At 46.7% G+C, this 15,378-nt stretch carries 18 protein-coding genes; 14 read left to right on the top strand and 4 right to left on the bottom strand.

Going from position 1 to position 15,378, the window contains the following annotated elements; genetic code table 11:
• Nucleotides 1–6: 6 nt before the first annotated feature.
• Nucleotides 7–858: a P-loop NTPase family protein gene (locus tag KNQ08_RS12595; protein WP_214806004.1), complete on the top strand. Its 852-nt coding sequence runs from the start codon at nt 7–9 to the stop codon at nt 856–858.
• A 36-nt stretch (nt 859–894) separates the two neighbouring features.
• On the opposite strand, the gene KNQ08_RS12600 is transcribed toward KNQ08_RS12595, so the two are convergent.
• Entirely contained in the window at nt 895–1,365 is a 471-nt protein-coding gene (locus tag KNQ08_RS12600) for a hypothetical protein (protein ID WP_214806007.1), read from the bottom strand.
• 145 nt (nt 1,366–1,510) lie between these two features.
• Nucleotides 1,511–1,942, bottom strand: coding sequence for a VOC family protein (locus KNQ08_RS12605; protein WP_214806011.1), 432 nt, complete (start codon nt 1,940–1,942; stop codon nt 1,511–1,513).
• A gap of 221 nt (nt 1,943–2,163) precedes the next feature.
• Here KNQ08_RS12605 and KNQ08_RS12610 point away from each other — a divergent pair, with 221 nt between their 5' ends.
• From KNQ08_RS12610 to KNQ08_RS12665, 12 genes are all read left to right on the top strand, one after another.
• Nucleotides 2,164–3,177: a LacI family DNA-binding transcriptional regulator gene (locus tag KNQ08_RS12610; RefSeq protein ID WP_214806013.1), complete on the top strand. Its 1,014-nt coding sequence runs from the start codon at nt 2,164–2,166 to the stop codon at nt 3,175–3,177.
• Nucleotides 3,178–3,381: 204 nt separating this feature from the next.
• A complete protein-coding gene (locus KNQ08_RS12615; protein ID WP_058703541.1) occupies nt 3,382–4,689 on the top strand; it encodes an ABC transporter substrate-binding protein in 1,308 nt (435 codons plus the stop codon).
• 60 nt (nt 4,690–4,749) lie between these two features.
• Nucleotides 4,750–5,646 carry a carbohydrate ABC transporter permease gene (locus KNQ08_RS12620; RefSeq protein WP_023466912.1) on the top strand — a complete coding sequence of 299 codons (897 nt, stop codon included), beginning with the start codon at nt 4,750–4,752 and terminating at the stop codon, nt 5,644–5,646.
• Between the two features lie 3 nt (nt 5,647–5,649).
• On the top strand, nt 5,650–6,573 hold the full coding sequence (locus KNQ08_RS12625; protein WP_081637442.1) for a carbohydrate ABC transporter permease: 924 nt from the start codon (nt 5,650–5,652) through the stop codon (nt 6,571–6,573).
• 23 nt (nt 6,574–6,596) lie between these two features.
• Nucleotides 6,597–7,943, top strand: a complete 1,347-nt coding sequence (locus KNQ08_RS12630; protein WP_214806016.1) for a GH1 family beta-glucosidase — start codon at nt 6,597–6,599, stop codon at nt 7,941–7,943.
• Nucleotides 7,944–8,004: 61 nt separating this feature from the next.
• The gene (locus tag KNQ08_RS12635; RefSeq protein ID WP_214806018.1) at nt 8,005–10,362 is read left to right on the top strand and encodes a carbohydrate binding domain-containing protein; all 2,358 of its coding nucleotides are present in this window, start codon (nt 8,005–8,007) and stop codon (nt 10,360–10,362) included.
• A gap of 159 nt (nt 10,363–10,521) precedes the next feature.
• The gene (locus tag KNQ08_RS12640; protein WP_214806021.1) at nt 10,522–10,995 is read left to right on the top strand and encodes a hypothetical protein; all 474 of its coding nucleotides are present in this window, start codon (nt 10,522–10,524) and stop codon (nt 10,993–10,995) included.
• Between the two features lie 30 nt (nt 10,996–11,025).
• Nucleotides 11,026–11,175, top strand: a complete 150-nt coding sequence (locus KNQ08_RS12645; RefSeq protein WP_156772485.1) for a hypothetical protein — start codon at nt 11,026–11,028, stop codon at nt 11,173–11,175.
• 124 nt (nt 11,176–11,299) lie between these two features.
• Nucleotides 11,300–11,803: an RNA polymerase sigma factor SigV gene (locus KNQ08_RS12650; RefSeq protein ID WP_047392144.1), complete on the top strand. Its 504-nt coding sequence runs from the start codon at nt 11,300–11,302 to the stop codon at nt 11,801–11,803.
• Complete coding sequence (rsiV, locus tag KNQ08_RS12655) at nt 11,787–12,641, top strand: anti-sigma-V factor RsiV (RefSeq protein WP_214806023.1); 855 nt, start codon at nt 11,787–11,789, stop codon at nt 12,639–12,641. Before KNQ08_RS12650 ends, rsiV begins: the two co-directional genes overlap by 17 nt.
• A 114-nt stretch (nt 12,642–12,755) precedes the next feature.
• Nucleotides 12,756–13,052 (top strand): excalibur calcium-binding domain-containing protein, encoded by a 297-nt coding sequence (locus tag KNQ08_RS12660; protein ID WP_133208307.1) that lies wholly within the window; start codon nt 12,756–12,758, stop codon nt 13,050–13,052.
• 169 nt (nt 13,053–13,221) lie between these two features.
• Nucleotides 13,222–13,401, top strand: a complete 180-nt coding sequence (locus KNQ08_RS12665) for a hypothetical protein (RefSeq protein WP_133208308.1) — start codon at nt 13,222–13,224, stop codon at nt 13,399–13,401.
• Between the two features lie 77 nt (nt 13,402–13,478).
• Here the strand turns inward: KNQ08_RS12665 and KNQ08_RS12670 are convergent, their stop codons facing one another.
• On the bottom strand, nt 13,479–13,802 hold the full coding sequence (locus KNQ08_RS12670) for a thioredoxin family protein (protein ID WP_023466923.1): 324 nt from the start codon (nt 13,800–13,802) through the stop codon (nt 13,479–13,481).
• A gap of 299 nt (nt 13,803–14,101) precedes the next feature.
• Here KNQ08_RS12670 and KNQ08_RS12675 point away from each other — a divergent pair, with 299 nt between their 5' ends.
• Complete coding sequence (locus tag KNQ08_RS12675) at nt 14,102–14,971, top strand: cation diffusion facilitator family transporter (protein ID WP_023466924.1); 870 nt, start codon at nt 14,102–14,104, stop codon at nt 14,969–14,971.
• Nucleotides 14,972–15,016: 45 nt separating this feature from the next.
• On the opposite strand, the gene KNQ08_RS12680 is transcribed toward KNQ08_RS12675, so the two are convergent.
• Entirely contained in the window at nt 15,017–15,358 is a 342-nt protein-coding gene (locus KNQ08_RS12680) for an ASCH domain-containing protein (protein ID WP_214806027.1), read from the bottom strand.
• Nucleotides 15,359–15,378 lie beyond the last annotated feature (20 nt).

Consider the following 15,378-nt stretch of genomic DNA (forward strand, 5'->3'; position numbering starts at 1 on the left):
GGACTAATGACAAGATTATTTATAGTTGAAGGGCTCCCGGGCTCAGGCAAAACAACAACAGCTGAAGCATTAACTCGTTTACTACAAGAGCAACAAATCAACACGCGTCTTCATATTGAAGGAGACCTCAATCATCCTACGGATTATGAGAGTGTCGCTTACTTAACGCTTTGTGAATGGACGAATTTTCAAAGTAAGTACACTTCACTCGATGTCTTACGATTTGCTGAGGTGTTCAATGACTACGTGCTGATATCATATCGTCAATGGCAGTCAAAACAGGATATTCCTGAAGCAGCACTTGTATTTCTGCAAGCACGTGATATCTATGAACTACCGTTCGAGTTATATCAGTCATTGATCTTTAAAAAGTGGGAAGCGTTCGTCGCTCAAGCGTTAACGACAGATACAACATATGTTTTTGAGTGCTGTTTCTTACAAAACCCATTAACGATGGGGCTCATCAAATACGATCTACCGGAAGAGACGTTACGAGCGTATATTAATCGCTTAGAGACGATCATCGCGCCATTGCAACCAGTTCTCGTCTATGTTGATCAACCGGATGTAGAACGAAGCTTCCGAAAAGCATTAAACGAGCGTCCTACAGAATGGGCAGATGGATTCGTATCCTATTACACCGAGCAAGCATATGGTGCGAATCGCTCTTTATCAGGAGTAGAAGGAACTATTACGATCTTACAGGCGCGACAAGCATTGGAGCATCAGTTGTTAATATTGCTTCCATTTAGAGTAAAGGTATTCAGAAATGAAGATTTTTCAGTAGAGGCAAGACAGGTCTGGTTAAAGCAGTTGATTCAGTCAACTGTACGTTCGACTTCTTTAAGCGAGAGCTAAGTAAAAGGCGATTCCAAGTTACGGAATCGCCTTTTATCATTGCGACAAGCTCTCTATTTTTTCAAGTAAATCATCCTCGTATTTTCGGTCAGAAATAACCTCGACGAGCTGATGAAAAGATAGAGCTGCTTGTTTAAAAGTTTGAATGAAATCTAGTGTATTATAGACAGCTTCTTCTTGATCAATGGTTAATGAAAATCGATTGTTATTTACTTTTTTCAAACACACTTCAATAGGTGTGTTCGGATAATAAAATGTAGCAGAGTCATCTTCTAGAAAGTTTTTCAAAGCGTCTGCATAGTACTGCCATAGTGGTGCAAGTTCGTCTGAGTGATCGGCTCCTTGTATGATTCCATTCTGGGTAAAAGAAATCGTACCGTCTAGATTTAAAAAGCCATCTTCTAACCAATCCTCTTTTTGCTGAATGTATACTTGAATGCGATCTTGTTCTGTGATGTTCACATGATTCTGTTCATTCTCTAAATAGATAAAGGTTTGGATATCCATAAAGTACGCTCCTTAATTCATTAGAAGTATCCTCTTCATTTTAATCCATAAAAAATTTATTGTAGAAATTTGAATGGATAGAAAGAGTGGGCGGTATGTTACTCATGGAAAAGGCGACTTTTGTAATAAAAGTCGCCTGAAAATATTAAGTGGTAGGCACTTCACTCACTACATGATTGACTTGCCACTGCACACCAAACGTATCTTCGACGATTCCGTAGGCTTCACTCCAAAATGTCTTTTGGATCGGCATGATGACGGTGCCGTCTTTTGCGAGTTGATCAAATGTCTTCTGTAACACATCCACGTCAGATAAGTGGAGCGCCAAGGTAACGTTCTGACCGATCGTGACCGGATCATGCGGCATTGCGTCTGAGAACATTAAGCGGGTACCATGAACGATCAGTTCAGCATGTAGAACAAGTGACTGCATCTCTTCTGGATAGGGCTGACCATCAGGACCGGGACCTGGTCCGAACTCCATGATGTCCGGTAGTTCTTGACCGAAAACCTGTGCATAGAACGTGATTGCCTCGCGCGTGTTGCCGTTGAAGACAAGATACGGATTGATTGGCATGGGAAAGCTCCTCTCTAAAAAAGGCGAAGTGTGTTTTTTTAAGTATACCAAACATTTGTTCGTATTAAAAGAAAAATCGATTTCTTTTTGTATTGAATCCAGTATAAATGATAACGTTTTCAATTTATCTGATTTTTCATAAAAAAATAGGTTGCAACTTCCAGAGAGACTTCGTATACTAAATTTATCGAAAGCGCTTTCGGTGAAATGGAGTGAGTAGCATGGGAACAATTTATGATTTAGCGAAGATGACCGGTTTTTCGATTACAACGGTCTCAAAAGCCTTAAATAATTATTCGGATGTCAGCGAAAAGACGAAAGCAAAAATCGTCCAAGCAGCAGCCGAGATGGGATACTTACCGAACGCGCACGCCCAGTCGCTCTCGACGAAACGTTCGTGGACGATCGGTGTCATGTTCTCGGAAGCACATGGCGTCGGAATGATGCATCCGTTCTTCAACGCGATCATTGAGAGTTTCCGAAAAGCAACAGAACAACAAGGGTATGACCTCATCTTCGCATCGCGGAACTTACGCAATCGCGATATGAGTTACCTCGAGCATTTCCGACACCGGGCAGTCGACGGCATCGTCGTCATCTGCTCCGATCAGATGGACCAGCACGTCCAAGAGTTGATTCAAAGTACGATTCCAATCGTCGTCGTCGACATGGATAGTGCCGATTGTAGTGTCGTCTACTCGGATAACATTACCGGGGGCACACTTGCCATCAATCATTTGCACGAACTCGGTCATCGTCTGATCGCCCACATTGCGGGGGATACGTCGACAGATGCCGGAAGAGCGCGGATTGAAGGCTATCAGCAAGCAATGGAACAACTTGATTTGCCGATTCCAGACGGCTATCTCGTCAATGGCGGATTCTTTTCCGGAGAAGAAGGCAAGCGGGCAATGAACGAGTTGCTAGCACTACCTGATCGACCGACAGCCGTCTTTGTTGCTGGGGATGAAATGGCAATCGGTGCGATTGAGGCGATTCATGAAGCCGGGTTACGGATTCCGGAAGACATCTCAGTCGTTGGGTACGATGATATCTACATGTCGCAGTACATCACACCGAAGCTGACGACGGTCCGACAAGATACGGAAACGATCGGTCAGCATGCAGCATCCGTCTTGATTGAACAGATCGTCAACAAAAAACGGGTCACGACACGCGATGTCATTCCGGTCAATTTGATGGTTCGTCAATCGACAGGTCCAGTACCTGAATAACACAATCGTTGTTTCGGAATCGCTCTCGCTCGTTGTCAGTGAGGAAAAGCGAGAGCGATTTCGAAATCATTTTTTATCACTTTTTCCGAAAGGGCTTTCGGGAATTTTCTTTAAAGCCTTTTCGAAAGCGCTTTCGATATTTTTGGATAACAAATTGAAACCGCTTACCTATAAGCGGAATACTTAACAAAAGGATGAGATGAGATGAAGAAGCAATTAGTTAGCGTGTTAACAGTCGGTGCGTTAACAGCAAGTGTCCTTGCTGGATGTTCAGGTAGCAGCGAAGAAAAGACGAGCGGCGGGAAAGACGTCTTAAAAATCTGGTCGTTCACGGATGAATTAAAAGAACCCATCAAAAAGTTCGAAGAGAAAAACGGAGTCAAAGTCGAATTGACGATCGTGCCGATTGCCGATTACCCGACGAAATTAAAACCAGCTCTTGAAAGTGGCGTCGGAGCACCGGATATCTTCACAGGGGAGATCGCGTTCCTCAAACAATGGGTTGATGCAGGCTACTGGGCGAACCTCTCTGAAAAACCGTTTAACGCAGACGAAGTCAAAGATGACTATATCCCGTACGTCTATGACATGGGGAAAGATAAGGACGGTAACGTGCGTGCGCTGTCATGGCAAACGACACCAGGTGGCGTCTACTACAAACGCAGCATCGCGAAAAAAGTCCTCGGCACAGATGATCCAAAAGAAATCGGCGGCATGATGGACTCGATGGACGGCGTCTTCGAAGTCGCTGAAAAAATGAAGAGCAAAGGCTACAAGATGTTCCCGGATGAAGGATCAATCCGTTGGTTCGCACAAGGAAACGACCCACAACCTTGGGTCAACGATAAGCAAGAGCTCGTCTTGACGCAAGACAAGAAAGATTACATGGATTACGCAAAAGAGCTTCGGACGAAACAATACACAGCACTTGCACCAGAATGGTCACCATCATGGTTCGCAGGCATGGATAAACCGGTCAAAGTCAAAGAAAACGGTAAAGAGACTGAAACAGAAGTCTTCTCTTACGTCCTCCCGACATGGGGTCTTCACAGTGTCCTCAAAGAAAACGCGAAAAAATCAGCGGGTGACTGGGCGGTCACAAGCGGACCGAGCCCATACTTCTGGGGCGGTACATGGTTAGGTGTCTACAAAGATTCGAAGAAACAAAAGCTTGCGTATGATTTCGTCAAGATGATGACGCAAGACGAAGCGTTCTTAACAGATTGGGCAAAAGAAACAGGTGACGTATTAGCGTACAAACCAGTTACTGAAAAAATCAAGACAGACTTCAAAGATGAGTTCCTCGGCGGACAGAACAACTATGAGTTCTTCCTTGATCAAGCAGATAAGATCACACCAGGGATTGTCACGAAATATGACCAACAGCTCGATACATTGTACGGTGCATCGGTCATGGAATACGTCCAAGGTAAAAAATCAAAAGACGAAGCACTTGCTGAGTTCTACAAAAAAGTCAAAAACGCGTATCCGGACGTAAAAGTACCGGAATAAGGAGAGTAGGTGGGGCGATCCTCGCCTCACCTCTTCTTGTTTAAGAAAGGGGTTTGACCTGTGAAAAAACTCGATCGCCATGGGTATCTGTTCATCGCACCGTTTTGGATCGTCTTCTTGATCTTCAGCATCTATCCGGTTGCCTTGACTTTCTATTACAGCTTCACGAACTACACAGGCGCTGAAGGCGAACAACTCGTCGGACTCGCGAACTATACGCGGTTACTCGGGGATACGTACTTCATCGAAGCGTTCTTTAACACCCTGAAGATTTGGGGTCTTAACTTCATCCTTCAGATCGGTGGCGCCTTATTACTCGCCTTATTGTTCTCGGATCTCCAATTGAAATTAAAAGGGCTTGCCTTCTTCCGGGCGACGTTCTACTTACCGAACTTGATCACGATCAGCTCGGTCGCCTTATTGTTCGGCATCTTGCTCGACTGGCAGCATGGTTCACTGAACATGATGTTGATGAAAATCGGAATCATCTCGGAGCCGATCAACTGGTTGACGCAACCGGTGACGGCACAAATTTCCGTCTCGCTCATCCTGACATGGATGTGGCTCGGTCACTCGTTCATCGTCGTCATGGCGGGCGTATCCGGGATCTCGAAGGACTACTTCGAAGCAGCCTTGATTGATGGGGCAACACGTTGGCAGATCTTCTCACGCATCACGTTGCCACTCTTAAAACCGATTTTGCTCTACATCATGATCACGTCGTTGATTGGTGGTCTGCAATTGTTCGACCTCCCGATGTTGATTACGGATGGTGTCGGTGCGCCAGATGGTGCCTTGAACACGATGGTGCTCTATCTCTATAACCAAGCTTTCAAATACAACAACTATGGCTACGCCGCTGCTGTCGCATACGGACTGTTTGCCATCACGCTCGTCTTTTCAATCATCGTCTTCAAAGGGATGTTCCGAAAAGAACGTTCACCGAAAGGAGCCTGACCGATGGAACGAAATGCAGAAGCACGTCGGATCGTGCCACAAACGGAGGAACAACCGGAGCGTTCCGAACGCCCGCTCAAGTTGACGCCACCACCGAAACAAAAGAAAGCCTGGTTCGGTAAAAGTGTCATCTATATTGGTCTCGTCGTCTTAACGATCGCCTGTATCATCCCGTTTCTCATGATGATCATCAACGCGACGCGCTCGAACGAAGAAGTCTTATCCGGATTCTCGTTGATTCCGGGGAACTCGCTCGCCGAGAACTATGCGGCGCTCAGTTCATACGTCAACATCTGGTCCGGTTTCAAGAACAGCTTGATCATCGCCGTCCTCGTCACCGTCTTATCAGGGTATTTCTCGGCGTTGACAGCATTCGGATTCGCTTTCTATCAGTTCAAAGGAAAGAATGCGATGTTCGTCTTCATGCTCGTCATGATGATGGTTCCGGGTCAACTCGGATTGATCGGTTTCTACGAATTAAGTAAAAATCTCGGGTTGCTCGATAGTTATATCCCCTTGATCGTTCCGGCGATTGCAAGTCCGTTCACGGTCTTCTTCGTCCGACAGTATGTCCAGACGGTCTTGCATCCGAGTCTGATCGAGGCAGCACGGATGGACGGAGCGAGTGAGTTCCGGATCTTCCATACGATAGCTTTGCCGATGATGATGCCGGCGATCGCGACGATGTCGATCTTTACATTCATCGGTTCATGGAACAACTACATCATGCCGCTCGTCTTGCTCTTCTCTCCAGAGAAGTATACGTTACCGGTCTTGATGGGCTTCTTGAAAGGGTCACAAGTCGCAGAGAACTTAGGCTCGCTCTATCTCGGGATCGCGATTTCTGTCGTACCGATCATGATCGCCTTCTTGTTCCTCTCGAAATATATCGTCAGCAGTATCTCGGCAGGTGCCGTTAAAGAATAAGTAGCTTAAAGGAGATTACACATATGAAATTTGCACCGAACTTCGTATTCGGAACGGCGACGTCGTCGTATCAGATCGAAGGCGCCCACAACGAAGGCGGACGTACGCCTTCGATCTGGGATGCCTTCTGTGATGAGGATGGAAAAGTCTTCGAACAACATAACGGTGATATCGCTTGTGACCATTACCACCGTTATGAAGAGGATATCCAGCACATCAAACGTCTCGGCGTCGACACGTACCGCTTCTCGATTGCTTGGCCACGGATCTTCCCACAAAAAGGGGTCTACAATCCGGAAGGCATGGCGTTCTATAAGAAACTCGCGACACGTCTGCGGGCAGAAGGCATCAAGCCAGCCGTGACGCTGTACCACTGGGACTTACCACTTTGGGCACATGAAGAAGGCGGCTGGGTCAACCGAGCATCGGTCGACTGGTTCCTCGACTTCGCCCGTGCTTGTTTCACGGAACTCGACGGGATCGTCGACTCGTGGATCACACACAATGAACCATGGTGTGCCGGGTTCCTCAGCTACCATCTCGGACAACATGCACCAGGTCATACGGACATGAACGAAGCCGTTCGTGCCGTGCACCACTTGTTGTTATCGCACGGAAAAGCAGTCGAACTGTTGAAGGGTGAATTCAAATCGGTCACACCGATCGGTATCACGTTGAACTTGGCACCGAAGTATGCGAAGACGGATTCCATCAACGATCAGCTGGCGATGAACAATGCAGACGGATATGCGAATCGGTGGTTCCTCGATCCAGTCTTCAAAGGTCAGTATCCAGTCGACATGATGAACCTGTTCTCGAAATACGTCCATTCGTACGCGTTCATCGAGGAAGGCGACATGGAGACGATCTCTGTCCCGTGTGACTTCTTTGGGATTAACTTCTACAGCCGCAACCTCGTCGAGTTCAGTGCTGCGAACGATTTCCTGCAGAAGGATGCGTACTCGGATTATGACAAAACAGGCATGGGCTGGGATATCGCACCGAGCGAATTCAAGGACTTGATTCGTCGTTTGCGTGCCGAGTATACGGACTTACCAATCTACATCACGGAAAACGGTGCGGCATTCGACGATGAATTAGTCGATGGTCGCGTCGCTGACCAGAACCGGATTGATTACGTCGCACAGCATCTCCAAGCTGTGTCTGACTTAAACGAAGAAGGGATGAATATCCAAGGCTATTATCTTTGGTCACTGCTCGACAACTTCGAGTGGAGCTTCGGCTATGATAAGCGTTTCGGGATTCTCTACGTCGATTTCGAGACACAGGAACGGATTTGGAAAGACAGCGCCCACTGGTATGCGGGCGTCATCGAGCAACATAAGGCAACGATTCCGCAAGAAGCGTGACAAAGGAGGCAAGGTCGAACATTCGTCCTTGCCTCTTTTTGACTAAGAGGAGGAAACAGACATGAAGACATGGGTAGCACTGGCGGTCGGGACCGGTTTATTGCTGAGCGGTCAAGCGGTCGACGCAAAGGCAGACAAAAAAGAGACGAAGTGGAAGCTCGTCTGGTCGGATGAGTTTCAGGCGAAACAACTCGACCGGACGAAATGGACCTATGATACGGGGAACTGGATCAAGGATGCGAACGGACAACCGGTCTCACCAGGTTGGGGCAACAATGAAAAACAATACTACACGACGAAGCAGGACAACTCGTTTATTCGTGATGGGAAACTCGTCATCAAGGCGAAGCAGGAAAAGACGACGGATGATCTCGGTACATACGATTACACGTCAGCGAAGCTAAAAACGAAAGGATTATTCAATAAGACGTACGGTCGTTATGAGATCAAAGCGAAGCTGCCGACCGGAAAGGGGCTTTGGCCTGCGTTCTGGATGTTACCGGAGCAAGATAAATACGGGGCGTGGGCAGCGTCCGGTGAGATTGACGTCATGGAAGCTTGGGGCAGTCAACCGGACAAGGTCGCTGGAACGATTCACTACGGAGAAAACTGGCCGAACAATAAGTATACGGGGAAAGACTATCACTTCCCAGACGGACAACGGATCGATCAATGGCATACGTACGCGGTCGAATGGGAGCCGGGTGAACTCCGCTGGTACGTTGACGGCAATCTCTATCAAACACAAAACGATTGGTACAGCAAAGGCTTGAACGCGGCAACAAACTATAGTTATCCGGCACCATTCGACCAAAACTTCTATCTCGTCATGAACCTCGCGGTCGGCGGTTGGTTCGATGGAGAAGTCGATGCGACGACGAAGTTCCCAGCCGAGATGGAAGTCGATTATGTTCGCGTCTATGATTTGAAAAATCGAGCGTACCGTGAACCGGTCGAACCGACCTACGAAAACGTGATGTTACCGGACGGAGCCAAGCAACCGATCGATGGTAACCTCGTCTACGATGCAGCATTTGAACAACCGGTCACGATGATCACCGGGAATCAGTCGTTTGATCCGCTGTACTGGAACTACGTCACGCTCCCGGACTTCGGTGGCAAAGGAAGTCTTGCGATCATTGAAAAAGAGGGGCGACGGATGGCGGACGTCACGATTGATCAGCCTGGTTCACAGACGTATTCTCACCAACTGATTCAAAACGTATCCCTTGCGCAAGGTGGACGTTACCAAGTTAGCTTTGACGCGAGCAGCACAGCAGACCGAAAGATGATGGTCAAAGTTGGCGGTGGAGCAGAGCGTGGTTACACGAAATATTCCAATGAACAGTCGATTGCTCTGACACCAAGCATCAAACGGCATACGTTCACGTTTGATATGGCAGCAGAGACGGATCTCGCGGCACGTCTTGAGTTCAACCTCGGACTTGAGAAAGCCAACGTTCAGATCGGGAACGTCCGTGTCGAGCAGATTCCACGCGGTGTCATCGATGAAGATGCAACAAAACCGGCACTCCCGGACGGGAACCTCGTCTATAACGGGACGTTCGATCAAGGGGCGATGGATCGTTTGACGTATTGGCATTTCGACGGTAGCAAACGGACGACGGGATCTGTTGATCCCGAGTCACGTCATTTCCGTTATGAAGGACATGGACAAAAAACGACGGCGCGCTTAACACAAAAGGGACTTCAACTGGAAGCCGGGCATGCGTATCAACTGCGGTTCACGGCAGGTGCGAAAAAAGCGAAGTCACTTCAGGTGAAAATCACTGGGGCACAGGATCAATGGAAACAGACGACTGTACCGTTGACGAAACAAGCAACGACTGTCGACATTCCGTTCACAGCTACACAAACGGCAGACGACAATCAGCTTGTGTTTGACTTCAGTGGACAAGCTGGGAAAATCTCGCTCGATGATGTGGAGTTGATCGATGTCACACCGGTTCCGGTTGATCCGTCACCACTGAAGAACGGTTCGTTCGCAAACGGATTAACGTCGTGGTCGTCATACGTCCACTATGATGCGCAAGCCGCTATCGAAGCTGTCAATGAAGCAGCACGCATCCAAATCGGAGCGGAAGGACAAGAACCATGGAGTGTCTTGCTCGAGCAAGGAAACTTGTCACTCGCGAAAGGCAAAACATATGAATTGAGTTTCACGGCATCGTCGACCGTGCCACGTCCGATCGAAGTAACGATCGAAAATGCTTCGTATACGCGTTACTTCAGTCAAGTCGAGCCAATCACGGCAACACCGAAAACGTATAGCTATACCTTTACGATGGGACAAGCCGATACGGGTGCGTTGAAGTTCTTGATGGGACGTGCAGAAGGTTCACCGTTCGCCGCCCATGACGTGACGATTGATGATGTGAATCTTAAAGTGAAGGAATGACTAAGGCAAGGTAATGGACGCGTCCATTACCTTGTTGTTGTGTCATCAGCTTAAACAAAAAAGCCGAACTATTTTTCGTGATGAAAAAGGAATAAAACCCATCATATGGAATATACAACGTAGAAGTGACATCTATTCGTTTTCAGAGGAGGAAACGTCATGCGTCAAAGATACATACCGTATCGGCTCATCTTCATCGTAGGTTTACTTGGCATGATCGGTATCAATGGATGGTCCGCCATGCTCCATCCGGACGGCACGATTAACGGATGGCAAAGCATCGCCTCCGTCGTCTGGCTCGTTATTCTAGTCGGGTCGCTATTCTATATGAAGGAAGACAAGGCGCTTCGCCTCGTGGTCTGGTATATCCGGATTGGTCTCGTTGCGGCGTTATTCATTTATGGTGTTTCGTTACTCGAAGGCGCATTTTCTGAAACGATTTGGTTTGATGCATTGGCGAGTGTTCAGTTCGTGTTCTATTTTCTCTTCGTTGTCCCATTGTTTGGATTAAATGCCTGGACGGATGTATTGTTTGGTGAGTTTTCGTTATACATGAGTGTCCTGTACGGTATCGCCTTGATTACGCTCTACGTAAAGGTCTGGAATGATACATCGCGGCATTTGCATTATTAAGTAGAAAAGGTGAATGGTATGTTGAGTCCCGTGAATGAGCGCGAAGAACGGACCGGGAAACGCGAACGCCGAAAACAACGGAAAATCGATGTGGGATGCGTCACGATTGTCGGCATTCCATTACTTTTCATCGTTCCGTTTCTGTTGATCATCCTTATCTTAATGAAGTCTGCTCCATGAAAAGGTGACCTGGTGTCACCTTTTTTTGTTGTGTCGTCAACTTTTTTCTCGACTCGCCCGTCTTAATGATGTATACACAGAACGATATCGAAAAAAGGAGCCGCGGCCTATGACCTCTCGTCAAATGAGAAAACGGGAAAAAGCATTCGTCCGTTTTTTAAAGCAATACAAACCGAATCTCTACTGGTTAGCCTACAGTTATATGAAAAATGAACAGGATAGCCTGGATGTCATTCAGGACAGCATCCAAAAAGCGTTACAGTCGCTCGATCGACTCGAGGATGAGGAACGGATGAAAGCCTGGTTCTATCAAATTTTGACACGAACAGCGATTGATGCAATCCGGAAGCGTCAGCATAGTATCAGTTACGACACGGATCGACTGATCGAACTCGTCGCGACAAAAGAAGATACATACCCGGATTCCGATTTACGACAGGCGCTCGAGGAGCTACCGGTCATGTACCGGGAAGTCGTCATCTTACACTATTTCGAGGACTTGATCTTAAAAGACGTCGCGACGATTTTAGAGCTGAATTTAAGTACGACCAAGTCCCGGCTGTATAAAGGGTTGACCTTACTGAAAATGAAATTGAATGGAGATGATTTAGATGTCGAACAAACTTGATGATCTGAAACAGGCATACCAACAACCACCGGTTCCAAAAGAACTCGATGAAATGATTGCCCGAGTCGAGCACCGGACGCGTCCTTCGCGGACGAAGCGATCCGTGTTGATTACAGCTGCCGCCATCACGTTATTCGTTGGCGGATTAAATAGCAGTACATCATTTGCGGACGCGATGGCGAAGGTGCCGGTCTTTGGTCAACTGACTGAGATCGTGACGATCGACTGGAAAGAGACGAAGACACAACAGTCGGCTGATATCAAAGCCCCTCAAGTGACGTTACCGGACAAAGCACTCGAGCAACAACTAAACGAAAAGTATATTGCGGAAGGACAAGCACTCTACGAAAAGTTCAAACAGGAGACGAACGGACAGGAAGGGGTATTTGCCGTCGATAGCCGCTATGACGTTAAGACGGATACGGACGACTTGTTGTCGATTGGGCGAACCGTCACCGAAACACGGGCAAGTGCATCGGAAAGCGCCCAGTACGATACAATCGACAAAAAACAACAGCTGGTCCTGACGTTACCATCCTTGTTCAAGGATGACGGATATATCACGACGATCAGTGAGTATCTAAAAGAAGAGATGCGTCGCCAAATGAAAGCCGATGAAGGGAAGGTCTACTTCGTCGAAGGAACACCGGATGTACCAGAGGACGAACAGTTCAAGCACATTTCAGCGAAGCAAAACTTCTATATTACGGCAGATCACAAATTAGTTTTGTCGTTTGATGAGTACAGCATCGCTCCAGGATATATGGGCATCGTTGAGTTTAAGATCCCGACGTCGATCTTAAAAGATGACCTCGTCAGTTCGACCTATATTCGTTGATTGTCAGATTTTAAAAAACATTGACGTAAAAATGAAAAAAGGAAACAATTTCTAAAAATGACCTCTTATAATCAAAAGACGAATCGTTGTTTTTTGAAAAAAGGAGGAATCCCTATGAAAAAATGGAGTCGGCTCGTACTCGCGGGTGTCGTCAGTCTCGCCTTGATCCATGTTCCGGTAGCCAGTGAAGCGGCAACGAAAGCAAAAGCCTTTTCCAGTTGTGCAGAAATGCAAAAGACGTATAAAGGCGGTGTCGCGAAAAAAGCGGGTCTAAAAAATCGGACCGGGTATGACAAGAATGGCAAACCGATTTACAAAGCAACAAAGTACAAGGCATACGTGAGTCTTGCGACGTATAACTTAAACACGAAAAGAGACCGGGATAAAGACGGCATCGCGTGTGAACGTTAAATAAGCAAAAGTAGTCTTTCTCGAGCGGGAGAAAGACTACTTTTTTGTAGATGTTGTTTTTTGTAGATGTTGGTTGTTCCTTTCAATTATGTAATCCTTAGAAAGTATTATGTATGGTAGTGTTGTAGCGATGAAAGACGACAAAGACGTATTGAGTAGGAGGACTACGATGCGAAAACGAGATTATCTGATTTTCTTTATTCTTTTTTTCATTCTGAATCTCATTAATTTCTTAGGAACTCTAGGTATGCAGGATATTTTAGCGATTGTGGTCGTCGCTCTGATCGAAGCAGCGATAGCTGGGACGATTACGAATCTGTTCACCCGTATCTTTTTTAAGAAAAGTTGAGACGGATTGAAGTAGCATCCCAAATCAGATCGATACATAAAAAATAACCTGACGCCGCAGCGTCAGGTTATTTTTGCTTAGTTGAAGTTTTGCTTTAAGAAGGCTGTAACTTCTTCTGGTGTTTTAGCATTTGCACTGTGCAAGTGCGCCAGTTTTTCATTGTTTTTGAAGACGAGCAAGCTTGGGATTCCCATGACATCATGGTTCGATGCGATTTCAGGGAACTCATCCTTGTCGATCGTGTGGATTGGTAAGTGGTCGAATTGTGACTCGACGTCCGGCATGAAGTAATCCATCCGTTTGCAGTCTGGGCACCAGTCTGCTTCGAACTTAATGATGACCGGTGCATCACTTGAAATCAATTCCTTGAATGTTTCTTCACTCTTAATGAATTCTGCCATTGTGAGAACTCCTCCTCTTGGTGTTGTATCTTTAGTCTACCGATTCCCTTCAGAACTTGCACGAATTATGTTTGTTAAAGAGTCTGACAAGTCAAAAAAGTTGGTTGCTCTTTAAGGTAATGTTGCTGATTTTCTTCAAAAACGCCACATGGCTCTATTGAACCTGTTTTGGTGTAGGGAAACATTATTGCGCTTTTGTTAATTACCTAGTTCGAAACAAAATGATTTCTCTAGACCCACTCGATTTCTGACTGGTACGATGAGGTTTGCTAATCGCAGAGAAAGTGGGGGCGACGAGAATGGAACAACAAAAATACGATAATCTAAAACGCGGCGAACGCGGTGCGATGATCAGTATCGCAGCTTATATCTTGTTATCATCTTTAAAATTAATCATTGGGTATACAGCAGATTCTGCCGCACTCCGGGCGGACGGTTTGAACAACGCGACGGACATCATCGCGTCGATCGCTGTCTTGATCGGCTTACGGATTTCGCAACGTCCGGCAGATGACGATCACAAGTACGGACACTGGAAAAGTGAGACGATTGCCTCGCTCGTAGCTTCCTTCATCATGATGGCAGTCGGTCTTCAAGTCTTGATCGATACAATCTCGACGTTGTTCGAAGGCAAACAGGAGTCACCGGATATCCTCGCAGCATACGTCGGAATCGGTTCAGCTCTCGTGATGTACTTCGTCTACCGCTACAATAAGAAGTTATCCGAGGAGATTGAAAGCAAAGCCGTCATGGCAGCAGCGAAAGATAATTTATCCGATGCGTGGGTCAGTGTCGGGACGACAATCGGAATCGTCGGATCACAGTTCGGCATGCCATGGCTCGATGTCGTGACCGCGATCATCGTCGGCTTCTTGATCTGTAAGACAGCATGGGACATCTTTACGGAAGCGTCACACGAACTGACGGATGGCTTCGATGAGAAGAAGCTGAAGATGTACGAAGATGTCATTTTCGATCTCGAAGGTGTCAAAGGGATTAAGTCAATCAAAGGACGTAATTACGGCAACAATGAAGTCGTTGATGTCGTCATCCTCGTCAACTCAACTTTGAACATCCACCAAGCACACGATATTGCGACACGTGTTGAAGATACACTGACGGAAGAATACGGTGTCTATGATATTCATGTACACGTCGAACCCGAATGAATTCAAAAACGTCTTTTCTACTGTAAGCGTAGAAAAGACGTTTTTTTATGGTTCTAATGTGATCATCAGAGCCAGTGCCCCGTACTGTTGCTCGGCTTCTTTTGAATAGATCGAGTAAGTTGACGTTACGAGTTCGTCGAGCGACCAACCGACACAGTCGATAGCTTCGTTTGGAATGTGTTCATAAAGCGCTCGGAAATCAGGAAAGACTTGTCGTTTTGTTACACGAACAAGTAGTGTCTCGCTCGTTTCCGTATGCGTGAACCGAATCTGATCACCGACTTTTACCTGTTGTCGTTTTAAATCATTTAGTCGAATCTCGACGGTCTTTCGTCCTTGTTCAATCGAACGAAACGGTTCTTCAAATAATCCCATTTCATGTCTCATCTATGCTCACTCCTTGTGTT

This window comes from Exiguobacterium sp. s46, assembly GCF_018618875.1.
Taxonomy (GTDB): Bacteria; Bacillota; Bacilli; order Exiguobacteriales; family Exiguobacteriaceae; genus Exiguobacterium_A; species Exiguobacterium_A abrahamii.

Bases quoted from the DNA above. Each gene is read 5' to 3' on its own strand.
- KNQ08_RS12595 (WP_214806004.1), top strand. From the start codon at position 7: ATGACAAGATTATTTATAGTTGAAGGGCTCCCGGGCTCAGGCAAAACA.
- KNQ08_RS12600 (WP_214806007.1), bottom strand. From the start codon at position 1,365: ATGGATATCCAAACCTTTATCTATTTAGAGAATGAACAGAATCATGTG.
- KNQ08_RS12605 (WP_214806011.1), bottom strand. From the start codon at position 1,942: ATGCCAATCAATCCGTATCTTGTCTTCAACGGCAACACGCGCGAGGCA.
- KNQ08_RS12610 (WP_214806013.1), top strand. From the start codon at position 2,164: ATGGGAACAATTTATGATTTAGCGAAGATGACCGGTTTTTCGATTACA.
- KNQ08_RS12615 (WP_058703541.1), top strand. From the start codon at position 3,382: ATGAAGAAGCAATTAGTTAGCGTGTTAACAGTCGGTGCGTTAACAGCA.
- KNQ08_RS12625 (WP_081637442.1), top strand. From the start codon at position 5,650: ATGGAACGAAATGCAGAAGCACGTCGGATCGTGCCACAAACGGAGGAA.
- KNQ08_RS12630 (WP_214806016.1), top strand. From the start codon at position 6,597: ATGAAATTTGCACCGAACTTCGTATTCGGAACGGCGACGTCGTCGTAT.
- KNQ08_RS12635 (WP_214806018.1), top strand. From the start codon at position 8,005: ATGAAGACATGGGTAGCACTGGCGGTCGGGACCGGTTTATTGCTGAGC.
- KNQ08_RS12640 (WP_214806021.1), top strand. From the start codon at position 10,522: ATGCGTCAAAGATACATACCGTATCGGCTCATCTTCATCGTAGGTTTA.
- KNQ08_RS12650 (WP_047392144.1), top strand. From the start codon at position 11,300: ATGAGAAAACGGGAAAAAGCATTCGTCCGTTTTTTAAAGCAATACAAA.
- rsiV (WP_214806023.1), top strand. From the start codon at position 11,787: ATGTCGAACAAACTTGATGATCTGAAACAGGCATACCAACAACCACCG.
- KNQ08_RS12660 (WP_133208307.1), top strand. From the start codon at position 12,756: ATGAAAAAATGGAGTCGGCTCGTACTCGCGGGTGTCGTCAGTCTCGCC.
- KNQ08_RS12665 (WP_133208308.1), top strand. From the start codon at position 13,222: ATGCGAAAACGAGATTATCTGATTTTCTTTATTCTTTTTTTCATTCTG.
- KNQ08_RS12670 (WP_023466923.1), bottom strand. From the start codon at position 13,802: ATGGCAGAATTCATTAAGAGTGAAGAAACATTCAAGGAATTGATTTCA.
- KNQ08_RS12675 (WP_023466924.1), top strand. From the start codon at position 14,102: ATGGAACAACAAAAATACGATAATCTAAAACGCGGCGAACGCGGTGCG.
- KNQ08_RS12680 (WP_214806027.1), bottom strand. From the start codon at position 15,358: ATGAGACATGAAATGGGATTATTTGAAGAACCGTTTCGTTCGATTGAA.